The organism is Streptomyces sp. NPDC006516, assembly GCF_040611875.1.
In the GTDB taxonomy this organism is placed as follows: Bacteria; Actinomycetota; Actinomycetes; order Streptomycetales; family Streptomycetaceae; genus Streptomyces.
Map to the genome: position 1 here is coordinate 208,577 of NZ_JBEXPD010000008.1, position 17,709 is coordinate 226,285.

Sequence of the window (17,709 nt, forward strand, 5' to 3'; positions counted from 1 at the left end):
CCGGGGGACGGCGCGGTGCGCGTACCCCCGGGGGCCCGTTTCGTGGTGGAGGGCCGGTTTACTTCAGGCCGAGGATCTGTTCCAGCGGGTCGATGGCGAAGTAGACGAGGAAGAGCACCGCGGTGCCCCAGAGCAGCCAGTGGACCTCGCGGGCCTTGCCCAGGCAGGCCTTGATGACCACGTAGGCGATGAAGCCGGCGCCGATGCCGTTGGTGATGGAGTAGGTGAACGGCATGACGACGATGGTGAGGAATGCGGGGACCGCGAGTTCGTAGCGGTCCCAGTCGATGTGCTTGACCTGCGTCATCATCAGGAATCCGACCGCGACGAGCGCGGGGGACGCGGCCTGCATCGGCACGATGGTCAGGATCGGGGTGAAGAAGAGGGCCAGGGCGAACAGGCCGCCGGTGACGAGGTTGGCGAAGCCGGTGCGCGCACCCTCACCGACGCCCGCGGCGGACTCGATGTAGGTGGTGGCGGACGAGGAGGAGGCGGCGCCGCCGGCCACGGCTGCCGCGCCGTCGATGAGCAGGACACGGCCCAGGCCGGGGACCTGGCCCCGTTCGTCGAGGAGTCCGGCCTCGGCGGTGACGCCGACGACGGTGCCCATGGTGTCGAAGAAGTCCGACAGGATGAGGGTGAAGATCAGCAGGACGACGGTGAGGACGCTGATCTGGCCGAAGGAGCCGAGCAGGTCGAACTGGCCGAGCAGCCCGAAGTCGGGGGCGGCGACGGGCTTGTCGGGCAGGGTGGGGGCGGTCAGGCCCCAGGACGTGACCGTGGCGAGCTGGTTGACGACGATGGAGAGCACGGTCATCAGGACGATGCTGATGAGGATGGCGCCCTTGACCTTGCGGGCGAGGAGGACGACCGTCAGGATCACGCCGAGGCAGAACACGAGCATGGGCCAGCCGGTGAGTGCGCCGGTGCCGAGCTGGACGGGCACGGTGGTGTTCGCGGCGTCCGGGATGCGGGTGACGAAGCCGGCGTCGACGAAGCCGATGAAGGCGATGAACAGGCCGATGCCGACGCTGATGGCTTGCTTGAGTGCCTGCGGGATGGCGGTCATGATCGCCTCGCGCAGACCGGTCATCACCAGTACGCAGATCAGCAGACCCTCGAACACGATGAGGCCCATCGCGTCGTCCCAGGCCATCAGGGGTGCCACCTGGTAGGCCACGACGGCGTTGATGCCCAGTCCGGCGGCCAGGGCGAGCGGCAGGTTACCGCCCACGCCCATGATCAGGGTCATCACCGCGGCCACGAGGGCGGTGGCGGTGACCAGCTGGACGGGGTCCAGCTGCTCGCCGAACTTGTCCTTCGCGCCACCGAGGATGATGGGGTTGAGCACGAGGATGTACGCCATGGTGAAGAAGGTGGCGAAGCCACCGCGTACTTCCCGGCCGTAGGTCGATCCGCGCTCGGTGATGCGGAAGAACCGGTCGAGAGCACCACCTGATCTGTTCGGTGGTATGTCGGCCGGGCTGGTGCTGGGGTGCATGACGGTTTCTCCTGGGCCTGCGATCGATGGAAATCAGGGAACCGCCACTGCCCGACAGGCGGCAGGCAGTTGTGCGAACACACATACGGCGGCTTGCGAGCGGATCATATGTGCACCGCGGCTGTCCACAAGTCCCTTGCGGTTGCAGGAAGTTGCCGTTGAAGCAGTTCTGTCGGTTCCTACGGAATCGGCGGTGATCTATCCCTCCAAACCGCCATGCAGGCGACAGCGCCCATGGATTTTTCCGTCACGCTCCCCTTACGTTCTGTGCGTGCACCCTCCACTCCCCTTCAATGCGCGTGCTGCCCGAGCCCTGCGTGAAAAGCTCGGGATGGCACACGGTCACGTCGCCTACGGCATGCGGGCCTCCTTCGGGATGGCCCACGTCGGTCCCGAGCACGTCGAGGCCTGGGAGCGCGGCTCGGCGCTGCCCGACCCGAACGAACTCGCAGCGCTCGCAGGGGCGTTGTGGTGTCACCCCCGCGAACTCATGGGACGACCGCGCACGTTGCGCGAGCACCGCATCGCGCAGGGGATCGCGCCTGAGGACGTCGCCCGGGGTACGGGTCTGTCACTGGACGCCTACCTCCGCATGGAGGAGGCCGGCCAGTGGTCGGGGGACAGCCGGCAGTCGGCGAAGCTCGGCAGTGTGCTCAGGCTCCCTCCGCGTGACTTCGTCGCCGTCACCGGACTCGAGGGCGAGCTCGCCCGGCTGCTCACCGAGGCCGTCACCACCCGGTGGCAGGCGCACGTCCGCGCCATCGCCAAGCTCCTGTCCGTGGAGCGCAAGGAACTGCACAAGCCGCTGGACAGCATGTGCCAGGAGTACCAGGCACTCATGGCGGCCACGCTCAGCCGGGCCGGTGGCACCACCGCCTCCGGCGAGGACGGACGGCGTTACCTGGAGGAGATCGTCGACCACTTCTGGGCGCGGATCCCCGAGTAGCCGTGCCCGGCCGGGACGGGGCCGCTCAGCCCTGGGAGATGGGGGCGGTGTCCTCGTGCTCGTCCAGTACCGGGAAGCGGCGCGGGGCGACGAACACCACGACCAGCAGGGCCAGTCCGGCCGCCACGCCCGCGCCGACGAAGACGTGGTCGACGGCGGTGTCGACGGCGCGTCGCAGATAGTCGATCGCCTCCGCCGCCAGGCCTCCTGGTTCCTCCAGGGCGTGGGACATGCCGTCGAGGTCACCGGGAAGGCCGGCGACGGGGGCGTCCGCCAGCCGTGAGGCGAGCGTGGCGTTGGCCACCGCCCCGAAGAGCGCCGCGCCCAGACTCTGGCCGACCTGGCGGCAGAACAGCACGGACGCCGTCGTCGTCCCCCGCTCCGTCCAGCCGACCGTCGACTGGACGCCGACGATCAGCGGGAGCTGGAAGAGGCCGAGCGTCGCGCCGAGCAGCAGCATGAGCAGGGCGGGCTGCCAGGCGGCGCCGGGGTAGGGCAGCAGGGGGAAGCAGAGCAGGACGACCAGGGCGCCCGACATGCCGGTCATCGCCGTGCGGCGGAAGCCGATGCGGTTGTAGACGCGGTCGGATAGGGCCGCGGCGACCGGCCAGCTCAGGGTCATCACCGACAGGACGAAACCGGCGGCGATCGGGCCCAGCCCGAGGACGGACTGGGCGTAGGTCGGGAGGAAGACGGTCGGCGCGACCATGAGCAGCCCCATCGCGCCGAGGGCGAGGTTGACCGAGGCGATGGTGCGTCGGCGCCAGACCCAGCCGGGGATGACGGGTTCGGCGGCGCGGCGCTCGATGACGACGGTCAGCGCGGCCATCACGGCGCTCGCCCCCAGCAGTCCGAGCGAGGGGGCGGAGAGCCACGGCCAGGCGACACCGCCCTGGACGAGCGCGGTCAGCAGGAGCGCGCCGGTGGCGAAGATCGCGAGGGCGCCCGCCCAGTCGACCCGGGGGCGGACGGCGGGGCGCGGCCGGGCCGGTTCGTGGAGGTGACGGACCACTAGCCAGAGGGCGACGGCGCCGACCGGCAGGTTGATCAGGAAGATCCAGCGCCAGTCGGCGTACGCGGCGAGCAGTCCGCCCACCGCGGGGCCCGCCACGGCCGATGTGGCCCAGACGGTGGAGAGTTTGGCCTGGATCTTCGGGCGTTCCCGGAGCGGGTACAGGTCGGCGGCGATGGTCTGCACCGTGCCCTGGAGCGCGCCGCCGCCCAGCCCCTGCACGACGCGGAAGGCGATGAGGGCGGCCATGTTCCAGGCGGCGGCGCACAGCACGGAACCGGCCAGGAAGAGGATGATGCCGGCGACCAGGACGGGCTTGCGGCCGAAGGTGTCGGAGAGCTTTCCGTACACCGGGAGCGTGACGGTCACGGCGAGCAGGTAGCCGGAGAACAGCCAGGAGAAGACCGCGAAACCGCCGAGGTCGCCGACGATCTGGGGTACTGCCGTGGCGACGATGGTTCCGTCGATGGCGGCGAGGCCCATGCCGAGCATGAGGGCCGCGGCGACGGGTCGGCGTCCCCGTGCGGTGTCCTGCGCCGCCTCGGGGGTGGCCGCCCCGTGCACCGCTCCCGTGCTGTCCGTGCCGCCGGTACGGTCCTTGCCGCCCACAGAGTTCCCTTCCCTATGCATCTATTTTCTGGAGGCCACTGTCTCACCGCCGGTGGATTCGCGGGAGGCGTAGGCCGAAAGCGTGGGTCCCCTACTCAGGTCTCGTCCTGGGGGCCCGGACCCCTAGGGGGAGCTACGTAGTTGTGTCCAGGGGTCGTTCCTCCCGGCGGAGGACGAGACGCGGGGGCCCTGTTCCTTACCGTGTTCCTACATCGCTGATGTGGCCCGCCGCAGGGGGAGGGGTGGGGAAAACCCCACATGAAGACTGCGCCGGGCACCAGCGCGCCGGACCCCCTTCGCGACCCAGACTCGGAACGTACCCAGAGACGTCCGCGCATCGACCGACATAGGAGACTTACCGTGACAACGGCTGTGACCATTCCCAGGCACGGGGACACTGGAGGGCGTACGGCCGTCGCCGCGCGAGCTCGGCAGGTCGTCAAGGCGTACGGCGCGGGGGAGACCCGGGTCGTGGCGCTCGACCACGTCGATGTGGACATCGCCCGCGGGCAGTTCACGGCGATCATGGGCCCCTCCGGGTCCGGCAAGTCGACGCTGATGCACTGCCTGGCCGGCCTGGACACCGTGACCTCGGGGCAGATCCACCTCGCCGACACCGAGATCACCGGCCTCAAGGACAAGAAGCTCACGCAGCTGCGCCGGGACCGCATCGGTTTCATCTTCCAGGCGTTCAACCTGCTTCCCACGCTGAACGCGATCGAGAACATCACGCTGCCGATGGACATCGCGGGCCGTAAGCCCGACGCCGACTGGCTGCGGCAGGTCGTGGAGACCGTCGGCCTCTCCGAGCGCCTCAAGCACCGGCCCACCCAGCTCTCCGGCGGTCAGCAGCAGCGCGTCGCGGTGGCCCGGGCGCTCGCCGCCCGCCCCGAGATCATCTTCGGGGACGAGCCCACCGGGAATCTGGACTCCCGTGCCGGCGCCGAGGTGCTGTCCTTCCTGCGGAAGTCGGTCGACGAGCTCGGCCAGACCATCGTCATGGTCACCCACGACCCGGTGGCCGCCTCCTACGCGGACCGGGTGCTCTACCTCGCCGACGGCTCCATCGTCGACGAGATGCAGAACCCGACGGCCGAGCAGGTCCTGGACCGGATGAAGGACTTCGACGCGCGCGGGCGGACCTCATGACCGTGTGGAAGACCTCGATGCGCAACTTCCTCGCGCACAAGGGGCGGATGGCGCTCTCCGCCGTCGCGGTCCTGCTGTCGGTGGCGTTCGTCTGCGGCACGCTCGTCTTCACCGACACGATGAACACCACCTTCGACAAGCTCTTCGCGGCGACCTCCGCCGACGTGACGGTCAGCCCGAAGGCGGCGGGCGGCGCCGACGACGTCCCGGAGAACGGCAAGCCCGAGGCGCTCCCCGCCTCCGTCGTGGCCGAGGTCGCAGGCGCCGACGGCGTGAAGAAGGCCGAGGGCGCGGTCACGAGCATGGCCGTCACCCTCGTCGACAGCCGCAACAAGAACCTCGGGTCCGACACCGGTGCCCCGACGATCGCGGGCAACTGGACCGAGAACGACCTGCGGTCCATGGAGATCACCTCCGGTCACGCCCCGCGCGGTCCCACCGAGGCCATGATCGACGCCGACACCGCGCAGAAGCACCACCTGAAGCTCGGCGACGAGGTGCGCACCATCGCCGTCACCGGTGACATCAGGGCCACGATCAGCGGTATCGCCTCGTTCACCGTGACCAACCCCGGCGCGGCCGTCGTCTACCTCGACACCGCCACCGCGCAGCAGATGCTGCTGGGTGCCCCCGGCGTCTTCACGCACATCTCGGTCACGGCCGAACCAGGGGTCGGCGACACCGAGTTGAAGCGCAACGTCGCCACGGTCCTGGGCGGCTCGGGCGCGTACAAGCTCCAGACCCAGAAGGAGGCCGCGGCGGCCAACAAGGACTCGATGGGCTCCTTCCTGGACGTCATGAAGTACGCCATGCTCGGCTTCGCCGGGATCGCGTTCCTCGTCGGCATCTTCCTGATCGTCAACACCTTCTCGATGCTGGTCGCCCAGCGCACCCGTGAGATCGGCCTGATGCGGGCCATCGGGTCGAGCCGCAAGCAGGTCAACCGTTCCGTGCTGGTCGAGGCGGTGCTCCTGGGCATCGTCGGGTCGGTCCTGGGCGTCGGGGCCGGCATCGGGCTCGCCGTCGGGCTGATGAAGCTGATGGGCGCGATGGGCATGGAGCTGTCCACGAAGGACCTCACCATCGCCTGGACGACACCGGTGACCGGGCTGGCGCTCGGCATCGTCGTCACGGTCCTCGCCGCGTACGTCCCGGCCCGGCGGGCCGGAAAGGTCTCCCCGATGGCCGCCCTGCGCGACGCCGGTACCCCGGCGGACACCCGGTCCGGCTGGGTACGGGCCGCACTCGGCCTGGTCCTCACCGGCGCGGGAGCGGCCGGGCTGTGGGCGACGGCCCAGGTGGACGAGGCGAGCGAGGGTTCGCTCTACCTCGGCCTGGGCGTGGTCCTCACCCTCGTCGGCTTCATCGTGATCGGTCCGCTGCTGGCGGGCGTCGTGGTCCGGGCCCTGGGCGCGGTCGTCCTGCGGCTGTTCGGCCCGGTGGGCCGGCTCGCCGAGCGCAACGCGCTGCGCAACCCGCGGCGTACGGGAGCGACCGGTGCGGCTCTGATGATCGGCCTGGCGCTGGTGGCCTGTCTGTCGGTCGTCGGCTCGTCCATGGTCGCCTCCGCCACCGACGAGCTGGACAAGTCGGTCGGCACCGACTTCATCGTCCAGTCGAACACCGGTCAGCTCATCGTGCCGCAGGCCGCCGAGGCCATCGAGAAGGTGCCGGGCATCGAGTACGTCACGAACTACAAGGTGCTGGCGGCGAAGTTCACCAATCCCGACGGCTCCACCGCCGACGAGCACGTGACCGCGGCGGATCCGACGTACCCGCGGGACCTGCGGCGTACGACCGTCTCCGGCGACCTGGCGAAGGCGTACGGCGCGAACGCCATGTCCGTGGGGTCCGACTACGCCGCGCTGCACAAGATCGAGGTCGGTGACGAGATCACCGTCGCCTTCAAGGCCGGCGGCACCGCGAAGCTGAAGGTCGCCGCGATCACGTCGGACGACACCAACGTGGACCAGGGGGCGATGTACACCAACATCACCACCGCCGAGCGCTTCGTCGACGCCGACAGCATGCCCAAGAACATGATCATGTTCGCCGCGGCGGAGGACGGCAAGGAGAAGGAGGCCTACGCGGCCCTCAAGAGCTCGCTCGCCGCGTACCCGCAGTACAAGGTGCAGAACCAGGCCGACTTCAAGGAGGACCTGAAGGACCAGATCGGCCAGTTGCTGAACATCGTGTACGGCCTGCTCGCCCTCGCGATCATCGTCGCGGTGCTCGGTGTGGTGAACACCCTGGCCCTGTCGGTCGTCGAGCGGACGCGTGAGATCGGCCTGATGCGGGCGATCGGTCTCTCCCGCAGGCAGCTGCGCCGCATGATCCGGCTGGAGTCCGTGGTCATCGCCCTGTTCGGCGCGCTGCTCGGGCTCGGCCTGGGCATGGGCTGGGGGACCTCCGCCCAGAAGCTGCTGGCGCTGGAAGGGCTCGGGGTCCTGGAGATCCCGTGGCCGACGATCCTCACGGTCTTCGTCGCCTCGGCCTTCGTCGGGCTGTTCGCCGCCCTGGTCCCGGCCTTCCGGGCGGGCCGCATGAACGTCCTGAACGCGATCGCCACCGACGGGTGACGGCGGCGGACGTAGGATGACTGATCCGGCCCCGGGGCGTTCCTCCAAACGCCCCGGGGCCGGTTCGCGTCCGGCTTCCGTCCTCAGGCGTGCATGACCGGCACGTCGTACTGAGGGATCCACTTGTCGCGGGTGACGACCGTCAGCCCTTCCGTCTGGGCCTGGGCGACGATGATGCGGTCGAAGGGGTCGCGGTGGAGCGGGGGGAGGCGGCCGGCCTTGACGCCGTGCCCCGCGGTGATCGCGAGGCTGGTCAGCTGGCAGTCGCGGACCCGTTCGGCCAGATCATCGGGCCCTGCCAGCTTCCCCGCTGACTGCTTGATGGCAATCTCCCACGGAGTCGCGGCGCTGAGGTAGACCGCCGGCTCCGTGTCGATGAGGTCCTTCAGCTCGTCGGAGAGCTCACAGGAGTCGTCGAGCCACCACAGGGCGACATGGGTGTCGAGCAGCAGGCGCATCAGCGCATCCCGAAGGCGTCGGCGATGTCGTCCGGGAGCTCGTCGAAGTCCTCGGGGATGTGGATCTGTCCCCGGAGAGATCCACGACCGGTCCGGCGGACCTTAGGGTGGAGGGGCACGACCTTCGCGACGGGCTCGCCCGCCCGGCTGATGACGACCTCCTCGCCGGTCTCGACCTGCTGCAGTATGCGCGAGAAGTGGGTCTTGGCCTCGTGCACGTTGTACTGCCGGGCTGCCATGACGCCTCGCTCGGGCCGGAAGTGGACTAGCTACGGACTAAGGCTAGCCCCGCTGCCGCCGTACGGACAACGGCGTTCCCTCGCGCGGGTGACACACCGGCGTCGTACGCTGGAGGCCCCGGCCCGTCCCACGTGTCGGGCCCTTCGCGTTGCTCACTCGCCACACCGGACGGAACCTTCATGAGCCTGCACGGTCTGCTGGACGTCGTCGTCACCGACCCGGCGCTCTCCGAAGCGGTGAAGGCCGCGACCGACGGCCACCGGCCCCAGGTCGACCTGGTCGGCCCGCCCGCCGCGCGCCCGTTCGCCGTGGCCGCGCTGGCCCGGGAGGCCGGGCGCACGGTGCTGGCCGTCACCGCGACCGGCCGCGAGGCCGAGGACCTGGCGGCGGCGCTCCGGACCCTGCTGCCGCCCGACACCGTGGCGGAGTTCCCCTCCTGGGAGACCCTGCCGCACGAGCGGCTCTCGCCCCGCTCGGACACCGTGGGCCGTCGCCTCGCCGTGCTGCGCAGGCTCGCTCACCCCCGGCCCGACGACCCGGAGACCGGGCCGGTGAAGGTGGTCGTCGCCCCGGTCCGCTCGGTGCTCCAGCCCCAGGTCAAGGGCCTCGGCGACCTGGAGCCCGTGGCGCTGAGCAGCGGGCGGAGCGCGGATCTGGGCGAGGTCGTGGACGCCCTCGCGGCAGCGGCGTACGCCCGTGTGGAGCTGGTCGAGAAGCGCGGCGAGTTCGCTGTGCGCGGCGGGATCCTGGACGTCTTCCCGCCGACCGAGGAGCACCCCCTCCGGGTGGAGTTCTGGGGCGACGACGTCGAGGAGATCCGGTACTTCAAGATCGCCGACCAGCGGTCCCTGGAGGTCGCCGAGCACGGGCTGTGGGCCCCGCCCTGCCGTGAGCTGCTGCTCACCGAGGACGTACGCGGCCGGGCGGCGGCGCTGGCGGAGGAACACCCGGAGCTGGGTGAGCTGCTGGGGAAGATCGCGGAGGGCATCGCCGTCGAGGGCATGGAGTCGCTCGCACCGGTCCTCGTCGACGAGATGGAGCTGCTGCTCGACGTCCTGCCGAAGGGCTCGATGGCGGTGGTCTGCGACCCCGAGCGGGTGCGGACCCGGGCGGCGGACCTCGTCGCGACGAGCCAGGAGTTCCTCCAGGCGTCCTGGGCGGCCACCGCGGGCGGCGGCGAGGCGCCGATCGACGTCGGCGCGGCCTCGCTGTGGGGTATCGCCGACGTCCGGGACCGGGCGCGTGAGCTGGGCATGCTGTGGTGGTCGGTCTCGCCGTTCGCGGCGGACGACGAGCTGGACGACGACACCCTGAAGCTCGGGATGCACGCTCCGGAGGCGTACCGGGGCGACACCGCCCGCGCGCTGGCGGACACCAAGGGGTGGCTGGCCGAGGGCTGGCGCACGGTGTACGTCACCGAGGGGCAGGGGCCCGCCTCCCGTACGGTCGAGGTGCTCGGCGGAGAGGGCATCGCGGCCCGGCTCGACCCGGAGCTCGGCGAGATCACGCCCTCGCTCGTCCACGTCTCGTGCGGTGCCGTCGACCACGGCTTCGTCGACCCGGGCCTGAAGCTCGCCGTGCTGACGGAGACGGACCTGACGGGCCAGCGCACGGCCAGCAAGGACCTGGGCCGGATGCCGGCCCGGCGCCGGAAGTCCATCGACCCGCTGACCCTCCAGGCGGGCGACTTCATCGTCCACGAGCAGCACGGTGTCGGCCGCTACATCGAGATGGTCCAGCGCACCGTGCAGGGCGCGACGCGCGAGTACCTCCTCGTCGAGTACGCCCCCGCCAAGCGCGGCCAGCCCGGCGACCGCCTCTACATCCCGACCGACCAGCTGGAGCAGGTCACTAAGTACGTCGGTGGCGAGGCCCCGACCCTGCACCGGCTGGGCGGCGCCGACTGGACGAAGACGAAGCAGCGCGCCAAGAAGGCGGTCAAGGAGATCGCCGCCGACCTGATCAAGCTGTACTCGGCGCGGATGGCGGCCCCGGGGCATGCCTTCGGCCCGGACACCCCGTGGCAGCGCGAGCTGGAGGACGCCTTCCCGTACGCGGAGACGCCCGACCAGCTGTCCACGATCGCCGAGGTCAAGGAGGACATGGAGAAGTCCGTCCCGATGGACCGGCTGATCTGCGGCGACGTCGGCTACGGCAAGACGGAGATCGCGGTGCGGGCCGCGTTCAAGGCGGTCCAGGACGGCAAGCAGGTCGCGGTGCTCGTGCCGACGACGCTCCTGGTGCAGCAGCACTACGGCACGTTCACCGAGCGGTACGCCCAGTTCCCCGTCAACGTGCGGGCGCTGAGCCGCTTCCAGTCGGACACCGAGTCGAAGGCGACGCTGGAGGGGCTCAAGGACGGGTCGGTGGACCTGGTCATCGGCACGCACCGGCTGTTCTCGTCGGAGACGAAGTTCAAGGACCTGGGTCTCGTCATCGTCGACGAGGAGCAGCGCTTCGGCGTCGAGCACAAGGAGCAGCTGAAGAAGCTCCGGGCCAACGTGGACGTGCTCACCATGTCGGCGACCCCCATCCCCCGTACGCTCGAGATGGCCGTCACGGGCATCCGCGAGATGTCGACGATCACGACGCCCCCGGAGGAGCGGCACCCCGTCCTCACCTTCGTCGGGCCGTACGAGGAGAAGCAGATCGGCGCGGCGGTGCGGCGTGAACTCCTGCGTGAGGGCCAGGTGTTCTACATCCACAACCGGGTCGAGTCGATCGACCGGGCCGCGGCGCGGCTGCGCGAGATCGTGCCCGAGGCGCGGATCGCGACGGCGCACGGGCAGATGGGGGAGAGCCAGCTGGAGCAGGTGGTCGTCGACTTCTGGGAGAAGCGGTTCGACGTCCTGGTCTCCACGACGATCGTCGAGTCCGGCATCGACATCTCGAACGCCAACACGCTGATCGTGGAGCGCGGCGACAACTTCGGTCTCTCCCAGCTGCACCAGCTGCGCGGCCGTGTCGGCCGTGGACGGGACCGGGGTTACTCCTACTTCCTGTATCCGCCGGAGAAGCCGCTGACGGAGACCGCGCACGAGAGGCTGGCGACGATCGCCCAGCACACCGAGATGGGTGCGGGCATGTACGTGGCGATGAAGGACCTGGAGATCCGCGGCGCCGGAAACCTGCTCGGGGGCGAGCAGTCCGGCCATATCGCGGGGGTCGGCTTCGACCTGTACATCCGGATGGTCGGCGAGGCGGTGGCGGACTACCGGGCGGCGGTGGACGGCGGGGTCGAGGAGGAGCCGCCGCTCGAGGTCAAGATCGAGCTCCCGGTCGACGCGCACGTCCCGCACGACTACGCCCCGGGGGAGCGGCTGCGCCTCCAGGCGTACCGTGCCATCGCCTCCGCGAATTCGGAGGAGGACATCCGGGCGGTGCGCGAGGAGCTCACCGACCGCTACGGCAAGCTGCCGGAGCCGGTGGAGAACCTGCTGCTGGTGGCGGGGCTGCGGATGCTCGCCCGGGCCTGCGGGGTGGGCGAGATCGTGCTCCAGGGCCCGAACATCCGGTTCGCCCCGGTGGAGCTGCGGGAGTCGCAGGAGCTGCGGCTGAAGCGGCTGCACCCGAAGACGATCTTCAAGCCGGCCGCACACCAGATCCTGGTACCCCGGCCGACGGCGGGCCGCATCGGCGGCAAACCGGTGGTGGGTCGTGAACTCCTGTCGTGGACCGGGGAGTTCCTCACGACGATTCTGGGGTCGTAGGGGGCGTGACTCCCGCTGGCGGCGCCCCGGCGGCGGGAGTCCGTGTCATGAGGGCTGCGGCGTCGACGGCTTCTTGAACACTGCCCAGACGGTCTTGCCGACTGTGTGATGCCGGACGCCCAGTTCAGCCGCCAGCTGGTGGGCGATGTGCAGGCCGCGCCCCGAGCAGCTCGCACTGTCCGGTTGCCGGCAGACGGGGGTGCCGTCGCCACTGTCCCGGACCTCGAGCCTCACGAGGTCATCCGTGGTGCTCAGTTGTACGGCGAACTCCCTGCCAGGAGGTGCTCCGTGCAGGAGGGCGTTGGTCGCGAGCTCGGAAACGCAGAGCCGCATGTCCTCGATCAAGGGGGTCAGTCGCCATTCGGTGAGGACATCGGTGACGAAGTCGCGGGAGGCACGGACGGACGTTTTCCGTCGGGCGAAGCGTCGTTGCTGCGACAGAGACACGGTGGTTCTCCCCCGCCCGCACGATCCGCTGGCTGCCTCGCCGTCCCGCAGCTGCCGCCTCGGCGGCCCAGGTGGCAGCGTCCGACCGCGTGGCCGACCTGCTCGGTGCAGCCCGGGGTGCGTCCGTTGTCGAGCGGCGGCGGATCATGTATCTGGACGATGTGCCGTGCGAGTTGACCGACACCTACTACCCGCTGGAGATCGCCCGGGGCACCGCGCTGGCCGCGACCGCCAAGATCCCGGGGGGTGCGGTGGGGCTGCTCGCCGGACTCGGGCACGTCGGCGTCCGGGCCCGGGAGGATGTCGCCGCGCGGCTGCCCACCGGGGGTGAGCGGGAAGCCCTGGCGCTGGAGGAGGGGCAGCCGGTCCTGGAGCTCGTCAGGCTCACGCTGGGCGCCGAGGACAGGCCGATTCAGGTGGACGTGATGGTCATGCCCCCGCGCGGGCAGAGACTGCGGTACGAGATCAGGATCCGATGAGCGCACCCGGACGCGACGTGGAGCATGAGGACCGGCGGTCGCTCCACGAGCGGATCGCCGCCGACCTGCGGGAAGAGATCATGTCGGGTGACCTGGCCCCCGGCGCGAGTCTGCCGTCCACAGCCCAGTTGAAGGAGCGGTTCGCCGCCTCGAACGCCACGGTCCAGAAGGCCCTGCAACTTCTCAAGGGTGAGCGGCTGGTCGTCGGCAGGGCCGGAGCGGCGGTGACCGTTCGCGACCATCGGCAGCGGACGATACGACCGGCCGCGTACATGGCGCCGGTGGCCGAAGGGGAGCCGTACCGCTGGCTCACCGAGGCGGCCGAGTCGGGAAGCCGGGCGCACAGCACCCTGGTGGAGGTCGGCGAGGCTGTTCCCCCGGCGGACGTGGCCGATGCGCTGGGGCTGAGTCAAGGGCGCACAGCGGTCCTCCGGCGCCAGGTGCTGTCGATCGACGGCGAACCCGCTGAACTCGTCGCTTCCTACTACCCGTCGGAGATCGCCGAGGGAACCGCGCTTACGCAGTGCCGCCGGATTCCCGGCGGCACGCCCACCCTCCTGGCGGCGTTGGGTCATCCTCCCCGGCTCAGCGTGGACCGCGTCTCGGCGCGGGTGGCCACGCAGGAGCAGTACCGACTGCTTCAGCTTCCGGGCGACCTGCCTGTACTGCGGACTCTGCGGGTGGTGTTCACCGATCACGAACGGCCCATCGAGGCGACGGTGATGGTCAAGGCGGGGCATCTCTGCGAGGTGCAGTACGAGTTCACGTCCGGGCCGCCCGACTGACTCCGGTCCCGGTCCGGGGTGGGCGGATCTCAGTCGCCGGTGCCACCGGATCGCCGTGCGAAGACCAGGCCTGCGAGGGTGCGGAAGACGTCTTCCGGCGTGCGGCCCTCAAGGGCGTCCGTCAGGTTGCCGCTGAGCAGCAGCGTCGCGAAGCCGTGGGCCAGGGACCACGCGGCGATGCCGGCGAGGCGGGCCTCGTCGCCGTGGGCGGTGTGCGGGAGTTCGCCGATCCCGGCGCGCAGTTCCTCGGTGGCGCGGGACTTGGCGGCGAGCAGGGCGGGGTCGTCGGCGCGGAGGAGCTCCGGGCGGAACATCACCTGAAAGTGCGCGGGGTGGTCCGAGGCGAACCGGACGTAGGCGACGCCTCGCTCCCGTAGGCCCGCTGCGTCCGCCAGGGCGTCGGCGAAGAGTGCGTAGCCCTCGGCGGCGACGGCGGTGAGCAGGCCGGTGCGGTCCTTGAAGTGGTGGGCCGGTGCCGCGTGCGAGACGCCCGCCCGCCTGGCCAGGTCGCGCAGGGACAGGGCGTCGGGCCCGTCAGCCTCGATGACGTCGAGGGCGGCGGTGAGGACGGCCCGCCGCAGGTCGCCGTGGTGATAGGTGCGCTCACTGGTCATGGGACGTACGGTACGCGGAATCTAGGCATTGACAAGTTCGCGGAGCGGGCGCACCCTGGATATCTAGTCACTGACAAGATGTGGCCGAGCGGGAGGTTGGACATGTCCGACGATCTGGGTTCCGTACGCCGGATGTGGCACCTGCTGGAGCCGCTGCACGCCGTCGTCTACTACGCGCCGGAGGCGTTCGAGGAGGCTGGCGCGCTCGGATACGCCACGGACGAGCGCTGGCCGAGCTACTTCGCGTGGCGTGCCGCCCCGCTCGGTGCGGCGGGGGCGGAACAGGTGACCGGCACCTTCCACAGCTTCAGCCCCGCGATGACCGGGGCCTACATCCCCGCGGGCTGGTCGGTGGCCACCCCGGACGCGGTGCTCGCGGCGCGGAGCCGGGCGGTGGACCGGGCCTACCGCGCGCTGTTCGGCGACCGGGTCGAGGGGCCGGAGCTTGCCGAGGCCGCCGCGCTCGTGCGGCGTGCGGCCCAGGCCGCGGACGTGACCGGACGCCCGCTGGCGGCTGCCAACGCCGCGCTGCCGTGGCCCGACGCGCCGCACCTGACGCTCTGGCAGGCGTCGACGGTGCTGCGGGAGCACCGGGGCGACGGCCACGTCGCGGCGCTGATCGCGGCGGGCCTGGATCCGGTGGAGTCGCTGGTCTCCTTCGCGGCGGTCGGCGCCGCACGACCGGAGGTGTTCGCGAGCCGGGGGTGGAGCGCGCAGGAGTGGGAGGCGGCCCGGGGCCGGCTGGCCGGGCGGGGGCTGCTGGAGGCGGACGGTACGGCGACGGACGCCGGGCGGGCGCTGCGCGCGGAGGTCGAACGGCGTACGGACGAGGCCGCCTCGGGTCCCTGGCGGGCCCTCGGTACCGAGGAGCGGGAGAGGCTGGCGGAGCTTCTGGGACCGCTGTGGGTGGAGGTGATCGGCTCGGGGCTGCTGCCGTCCGAGACGACGCTGGGTATCGGGAAGGTCTAAGGGCCCGGGCGCCCGTCAGCCGCCGCCGCACTGCACGGCGTCGTACCTGTCCGGCGCCGTGTCAGCGCCGCGCTGCCCCGCGCCGCGTCAGCCGCCGCACTGCGTCAGCATCGCCTGCTTGTCCGCGCTCGTCACGGCCAGTTCGTACTTCCGGGCGACCTGCGCGAACCGCACGGCGTAGGAGCAGCGGATCGCCTTGTCCGGTGGCAGCCAGGACGCCGGTCCGGAGTCGCCCTTGGCGCTGTTGGCGCGGCCCTCGACCGGCAGCAGGTTGAGCACGTCGTTCGCGAGTTGCTTGCGCTTGCTCTCGGGCCAGCGGGCCGCGCCCATCTGCCATGCGTACGACAGCGGCACCACGTGGTCTATCTGGACCTCCGAGGCGTCTGCCTTCTTCCAGGCGATGTCCTTGCCCGTGTACGGGTCGTGGAGGGTCATCGAGACGATCACGCAGTCGGACCCGGAGCGGAACTCGATCTTCTGGCCGTCGCGTTTCAGCAGGTCGTTCCGCGTGTCACAACCGTTCCTCGCGAGGGGGACACCGTCCGCCGTGTCCATCCACGCGTAGCCGAACTTGTCGCGTTCGTAACCCGTTTTGGGCCCGCGGCCCTTCGTGGACAGCTCCTCGATGAGGTCGCGGCCCTTCGCCTCGTCCCCCTCCGAGGAGATCGCCGCCAGGCCCGGCTTCGTGCCGTCCGGGTCGTCCAGCGGGCTGGTCCCCTGCGCACCGGAGGCCGCCGAGGAGACCCCGCCGCCGGGAAGACCGCTGCCGTCGGGGAGCCCGGTCCCGTCGCAGCCGGTCAGCAGCGCCCCGAGCGCCAGGGCGGCACAGCCGGCGACCCGGCCTCGGGGGAGCCGGAGGGAGCGCCCTGCGGGGCGACGGGACGGGGGCGTTGCGCGGATACGGGTCACGAGGCATCAGGGTAGGCGCAGGGTACGGGCGGAGGGGAGGGTGCCTCGGCGCGCAGGGCGACGGTGTGAATACTGAGCCCATGGTGAAATGGCGGCTGACGGCAGTGGGCGTGAACCTGCTGCTCGGGGTGCCGGGCGTCGTTCCCGCGTGGCTGGTGTGGTACTTCCTGGCGAACGGTCCGCTCGCGAATGCGGGCTGGACCTCGCGGGAGCCCACGGAGAACGACGGCATGATGCTCTGGCTGATCATCGTCGTACCGGTGGTCGCGGTGTTCGGGATCATCTGGTGGCTGGTCAACGAGCCGCTGGGCCGCAGGGCGGCGATGGACCCGCGGCTGTACTGGCCGGTCTGCGTCTCGCTGAGCCTTCTGCCGACGGGTGCGCTCGTCGTCGGCAGCTATCTGTGAACCGGTGACGGTGCCCTTGCGTGCGCGCCTGCCCCGCGCGTGCGAGGGCTGAACGCACACCCTTCGGGGCCCACGCCGAATCCGGTTGGCGACGGCGGTCGGCCTGTCTACCGTGGCCGGATGGATGTGAAGATCACCACGCTCGCGGAGCGGCCCCAACTCGCAGGGGCGCTGGACGACATGCCCGACACCTGGCCCGCCTTCGTCCTGGAGGACCTGGTGGGCTGGGCGAACTTCCCCCGCATAGCCGTGGAGTTCCCCGAGTTCGTACTCGTCGCCACCGACGCCGACGGTGCCGTCGCTGCCAGGGGTTACAGCGTGCCGTTCGCCCTGGGGGCGCCCGGGCGGGGGGAGTTGCCGGAGGGCGGCTGGGACCAGGTGCTGCTGTGGGCCTTCTCCGACCTGCGGCACGGGCGTACCCCGGACACCGTGAGCGCGATCGAGATCACGGTTGCCGCGGGGCGGCTCGGCGAGGGCATCTCCGGGCGGATGGTCGCCGCGATGCGGGAGAACACACGACGCCTCGGATTCAAGGACCTCGTGGCTCCGGTCAGGCCGAGCGCGAAACACGCCGAGGCCTCCGTGCCGCTGGAGGAGTACGCCCGGCGCACCCGTCCGGACGACGGGCTGCCCGTCGATCCCTGGCTGCGGGTGCATGTACGGGCGGGCGGGGTGGTCGAGACGGTCGCCCCGGTCTCGATGACGGTGAGCGGGTCGCTGGAGCGCTGGCGGGCGTGGACCGGGCTGCCGTTCGACACGGAGGGGCCGGTGGAGGTCCCGGGAGCACTGGTTCCGGTGCTCTGCTCTCCCGCGCACGGGTACGCGGTGTACGTCGAGCCGAACGTCTGGGTGCGGCACTCCACCGGCGGCTAGCGACAACGGAACCTGCCCGCCC

The 17,709-nt window shown here is 70.8% G+C and carries 15 protein-coding genes and 1 pseudogene; 9 read left to right on the plus strand and 7 right to left on the minus strand.

What is annotated here, in order from left to right:
* Nucleotides 1-58: 58 nt before the first annotated feature.
* Nucleotides 59-1,501, minus strand: coding sequence for an NCS2 family permease (locus tag ABZY45_RS22550; protein WP_356742374.1), 1,443 nt, complete (start codon nt 1,499-1,501; stop codon nt 59-61).
* Between the two features lie 331 nt (nt 1,502-1,832).
* Here ABZY45_RS22550 and ABZY45_RS22555 point away from each other — a divergent pair, with 331 nt between their 5' ends.
* A complete protein-coding gene (locus ABZY45_RS22555; protein WP_356742375.1) occupies nt 1,833-2,447 on the plus strand; it encodes an XRE family transcriptional regulator in 615 nt (204 codons plus the stop codon).
* Between the two features lie 25 nt (nt 2,448-2,472).
* On the opposite strand, the gene ABZY45_RS22560 is transcribed toward ABZY45_RS22555, so the two are convergent.
* The gene (locus ABZY45_RS22560) at nt 2,473-4,089 is read right to left on the minus strand and encodes an MFS transporter (RefSeq protein ID WP_356742377.1); all 1,617 of its coding nucleotides are present in this window, start codon (nt 4,087-4,089) and stop codon (nt 2,473-2,475) included.
* Nucleotides 4,090-4,428: 339 nt separating this feature from the next.
* Between ABZY45_RS22560 and ABZY45_RS22565 the strand changes: the two genes are divergently transcribed.
* Together ABZY45_RS22565 and ABZY45_RS22570 are read left to right on the plus strand one after the other, a co-directional pair.
* The gene (locus tag ABZY45_RS22565; RefSeq protein ID WP_356742378.1) at nt 4,429-5,217 is read left to right on the plus strand and encodes an ABC transporter ATP-binding protein; all 789 of its coding nucleotides are present in this window, start codon (nt 4,429-4,431) and stop codon (nt 5,215-5,217) included.
* On the plus strand, nt 5,214-7,796 hold the full coding sequence (locus tag ABZY45_RS22570; RefSeq protein WP_356742379.1) for an FtsX-like permease family protein: 2,583 nt from the start codon (nt 5,214-5,216) through the stop codon (nt 7,794-7,796). Before ABZY45_RS22565 ends, ABZY45_RS22570 begins: the two co-directional genes overlap by 4 nt.
* An 83-nt stretch (nt 7,797-7,879) precedes the next feature.
* On the opposite strand, the gene ABZY45_RS22575 is transcribed toward ABZY45_RS22570, so the two are convergent.
* Nucleotides 7,880-8,254: a type II toxin-antitoxin system VapC family toxin gene (locus tag ABZY45_RS22575; protein WP_356742381.1), complete on the minus strand. Its 375-nt coding sequence runs from the start codon at nt 8,252-8,254 to the stop codon at nt 7,880-7,882.
* The gene (locus ABZY45_RS22580; RefSeq protein ID WP_356742382.1) at nt 8,254-8,493 is read right to left on the minus strand and encodes a type II toxin-antitoxin system prevent-host-death family antitoxin; all 240 of its coding nucleotides are present in this window, start codon (nt 8,491-8,493) and stop codon (nt 8,254-8,256) included. The genes ABZY45_RS22575 and ABZY45_RS22580 overlap by 1 nt, the downstream gene beginning before the upstream one ends.
* A gap of 180 nt (nt 8,494-8,673) precedes the next feature.
* Here ABZY45_RS22580 and mfd point away from each other — a divergent pair, with 180 nt between their 5' ends.
* Nucleotides 8,674-12,204 carry a transcription-repair coupling factor gene (gene mfd, locus ABZY45_RS22585; RefSeq protein WP_356742384.1) on the plus strand — a complete coding sequence of 1,177 codons (3,531 nt, stop codon included), beginning with the start codon at nt 8,674-8,676 and terminating at the stop codon, nt 12,202-12,204.
* 45 nt (nt 12,205-12,249) lie between these two features.
* On the opposite strand, the gene ABZY45_RS22590 is transcribed toward mfd, so the two are convergent.
* Entirely contained in the window at nt 12,250-12,651 is a 402-nt protein-coding gene (locus tag ABZY45_RS22590; RefSeq protein WP_356742385.1) for an ATP-binding protein, read from the minus strand.
* Nucleotides 12,652-12,713: 62 nt separating this feature from the next.
* Between ABZY45_RS22590 and ABZY45_RS22595 the strand changes: the two are divergent.
* Nucleotides 12,714-13,130: pseudogene (locus ABZY45_RS22595) on the plus strand (UTRA domain-containing protein); the annotation flags it as partial.
* On the plus strand, nt 13,127-13,915 hold the full coding sequence (locus tag ABZY45_RS22600) for a GntR family transcriptional regulator (RefSeq protein ID WP_356742387.1): 789 nt from the start codon (nt 13,127-13,129) through the stop codon (nt 13,913-13,915). The pseudogene ABZY45_RS22595 and the gene ABZY45_RS22600, both read left to right, overlap by 4 nt.
* A gap of 29 nt (nt 13,916-13,944) precedes the next feature.
* Here the strand turns inward: ABZY45_RS22600 and ABZY45_RS22605 are convergent, their stop codons facing one another.
* Nucleotides 13,945-14,529 carry a TetR/AcrR family transcriptional regulator gene (locus ABZY45_RS22605; RefSeq protein WP_356742389.1) on the minus strand — a complete coding sequence of 195 codons (585 nt, stop codon included), beginning with the start codon at nt 14,527-14,529 and terminating at the stop codon, nt 13,945-13,947.
* Nucleotides 14,530-14,631: 102 nt separating this feature from the next.
* Here ABZY45_RS22605 and ABZY45_RS22610 point away from each other — a divergent pair, with 102 nt between their 5' ends.
* Nucleotides 14,632-15,498 (plus strand): hypothetical protein, encoded by an 867-nt coding sequence (locus ABZY45_RS22610; protein WP_356742390.1) that lies wholly within the window; start codon nt 14,632-14,634, stop codon nt 15,496-15,498.
* 87 nt (nt 15,499-15,585) lie between these two features.
* Here ABZY45_RS22610 and ABZY45_RS22615 read toward each other — a convergent pair whose 3' ends face one another.
* Complete coding sequence (locus ABZY45_RS22615; RefSeq protein WP_356742526.1) at nt 15,586-16,317, minus strand: HNH endonuclease family protein; 732 nt, start codon at nt 16,315-16,317, stop codon at nt 15,586-15,588.
* A gap of 170 nt (nt 16,318-16,487) precedes the next feature.
* Here ABZY45_RS22615 and ABZY45_RS22620 point away from each other — a divergent pair, with 170 nt between their 5' ends.
* Together ABZY45_RS22620 and ABZY45_RS22625 are read left to right on the plus strand one after the other, a co-directional pair.
* Nucleotides 16,488-16,814 carry a hypothetical protein gene (locus tag ABZY45_RS22620; protein ID WP_356742392.1) on the plus strand — a complete coding sequence of 109 codons (327 nt, stop codon included), beginning with the start codon at nt 16,488-16,490 and terminating at the stop codon, nt 16,812-16,814.
* A 120-nt stretch (nt 16,815-16,934) separates the two neighbouring features.
* Entirely contained in the window at nt 16,935-17,687 is a 753-nt protein-coding gene (locus ABZY45_RS22625; RefSeq protein WP_356742393.1) for an N-acetyltransferase, read from the plus strand.
* Nucleotides 17,688-17,709 lie beyond the last annotated feature (22 nt).

Excerpts from the sequence above, each read along its gene's own strand:
- ABZY45_RS22550 (WP_356742374.1), bottom strand. The coding sequence starts at position 1,501 with ATGCACCCCAGCACCAGCCCGGCCGACATACCACCGAACAGATCAGGT.
- ABZY45_RS22555 (WP_356742375.1), top strand. The coding sequence starts at position 1,833 with ATGGCACACGGTCACGTCGCCTACGGCATGCGGGCCTCCTTCGGGATG.
- ABZY45_RS22560 (WP_356742377.1), bottom strand. The coding sequence starts at position 4,089 with ATGCATAGGGAAGGGAACTCTGTGGGCGGCAAGGACCGTACCGGCGGC.
- ABZY45_RS22570 (WP_356742379.1), top strand. The coding sequence starts at position 5,214 with ATGACCGTGTGGAAGACCTCGATGCGCAACTTCCTCGCGCACAAGGGG.
- ABZY45_RS22575 (WP_356742381.1), bottom strand. The coding sequence starts at position 8,254 with ATGCGCCTGCTGCTCGACACCCATGTCGCCCTGTGGTGGCTCGACGAC.
- ABZY45_RS22580 (WP_356742382.1), bottom strand. The coding sequence starts at position 8,493 with ATGGCAGCCCGGCAGTACAACGTGCACGAGGCCAAGACCCACTTCTCG.
- mfd (WP_356742384.1), top strand. The coding sequence starts at position 8,674 with ATGAGCCTGCACGGTCTGCTGGACGTCGTCGTCACCGACCCGGCGCTC.
- ABZY45_RS22600 (WP_356742387.1), top strand. The coding sequence starts at position 13,127 with ATGAGCGCACCCGGACGCGACGTGGAGCATGAGGACCGGCGGTCGCTC.
- ABZY45_RS22605 (WP_356742389.1), bottom strand. The coding sequence starts at position 14,529 with ATGACCAGTGAGCGCACCTATCACCACGGCGACCTGCGGCGGGCCGTC.
- ABZY45_RS22610 (WP_356742390.1), top strand. The coding sequence starts at position 14,632 with ATGTCCGACGATCTGGGTTCCGTACGCCGGATGTGGCACCTGCTGGAG.
- ABZY45_RS22620 (WP_356742392.1), top strand. The coding sequence starts at position 16,488 with ATGGTGAAATGGCGGCTGACGGCAGTGGGCGTGAACCTGCTGCTCGGG.
- ABZY45_RS22625 (WP_356742393.1), top strand. The coding sequence starts at position 16,935 with ATGGATGTGAAGATCACCACGCTCGCGGAGCGGCCCCAACTCGCAGGG.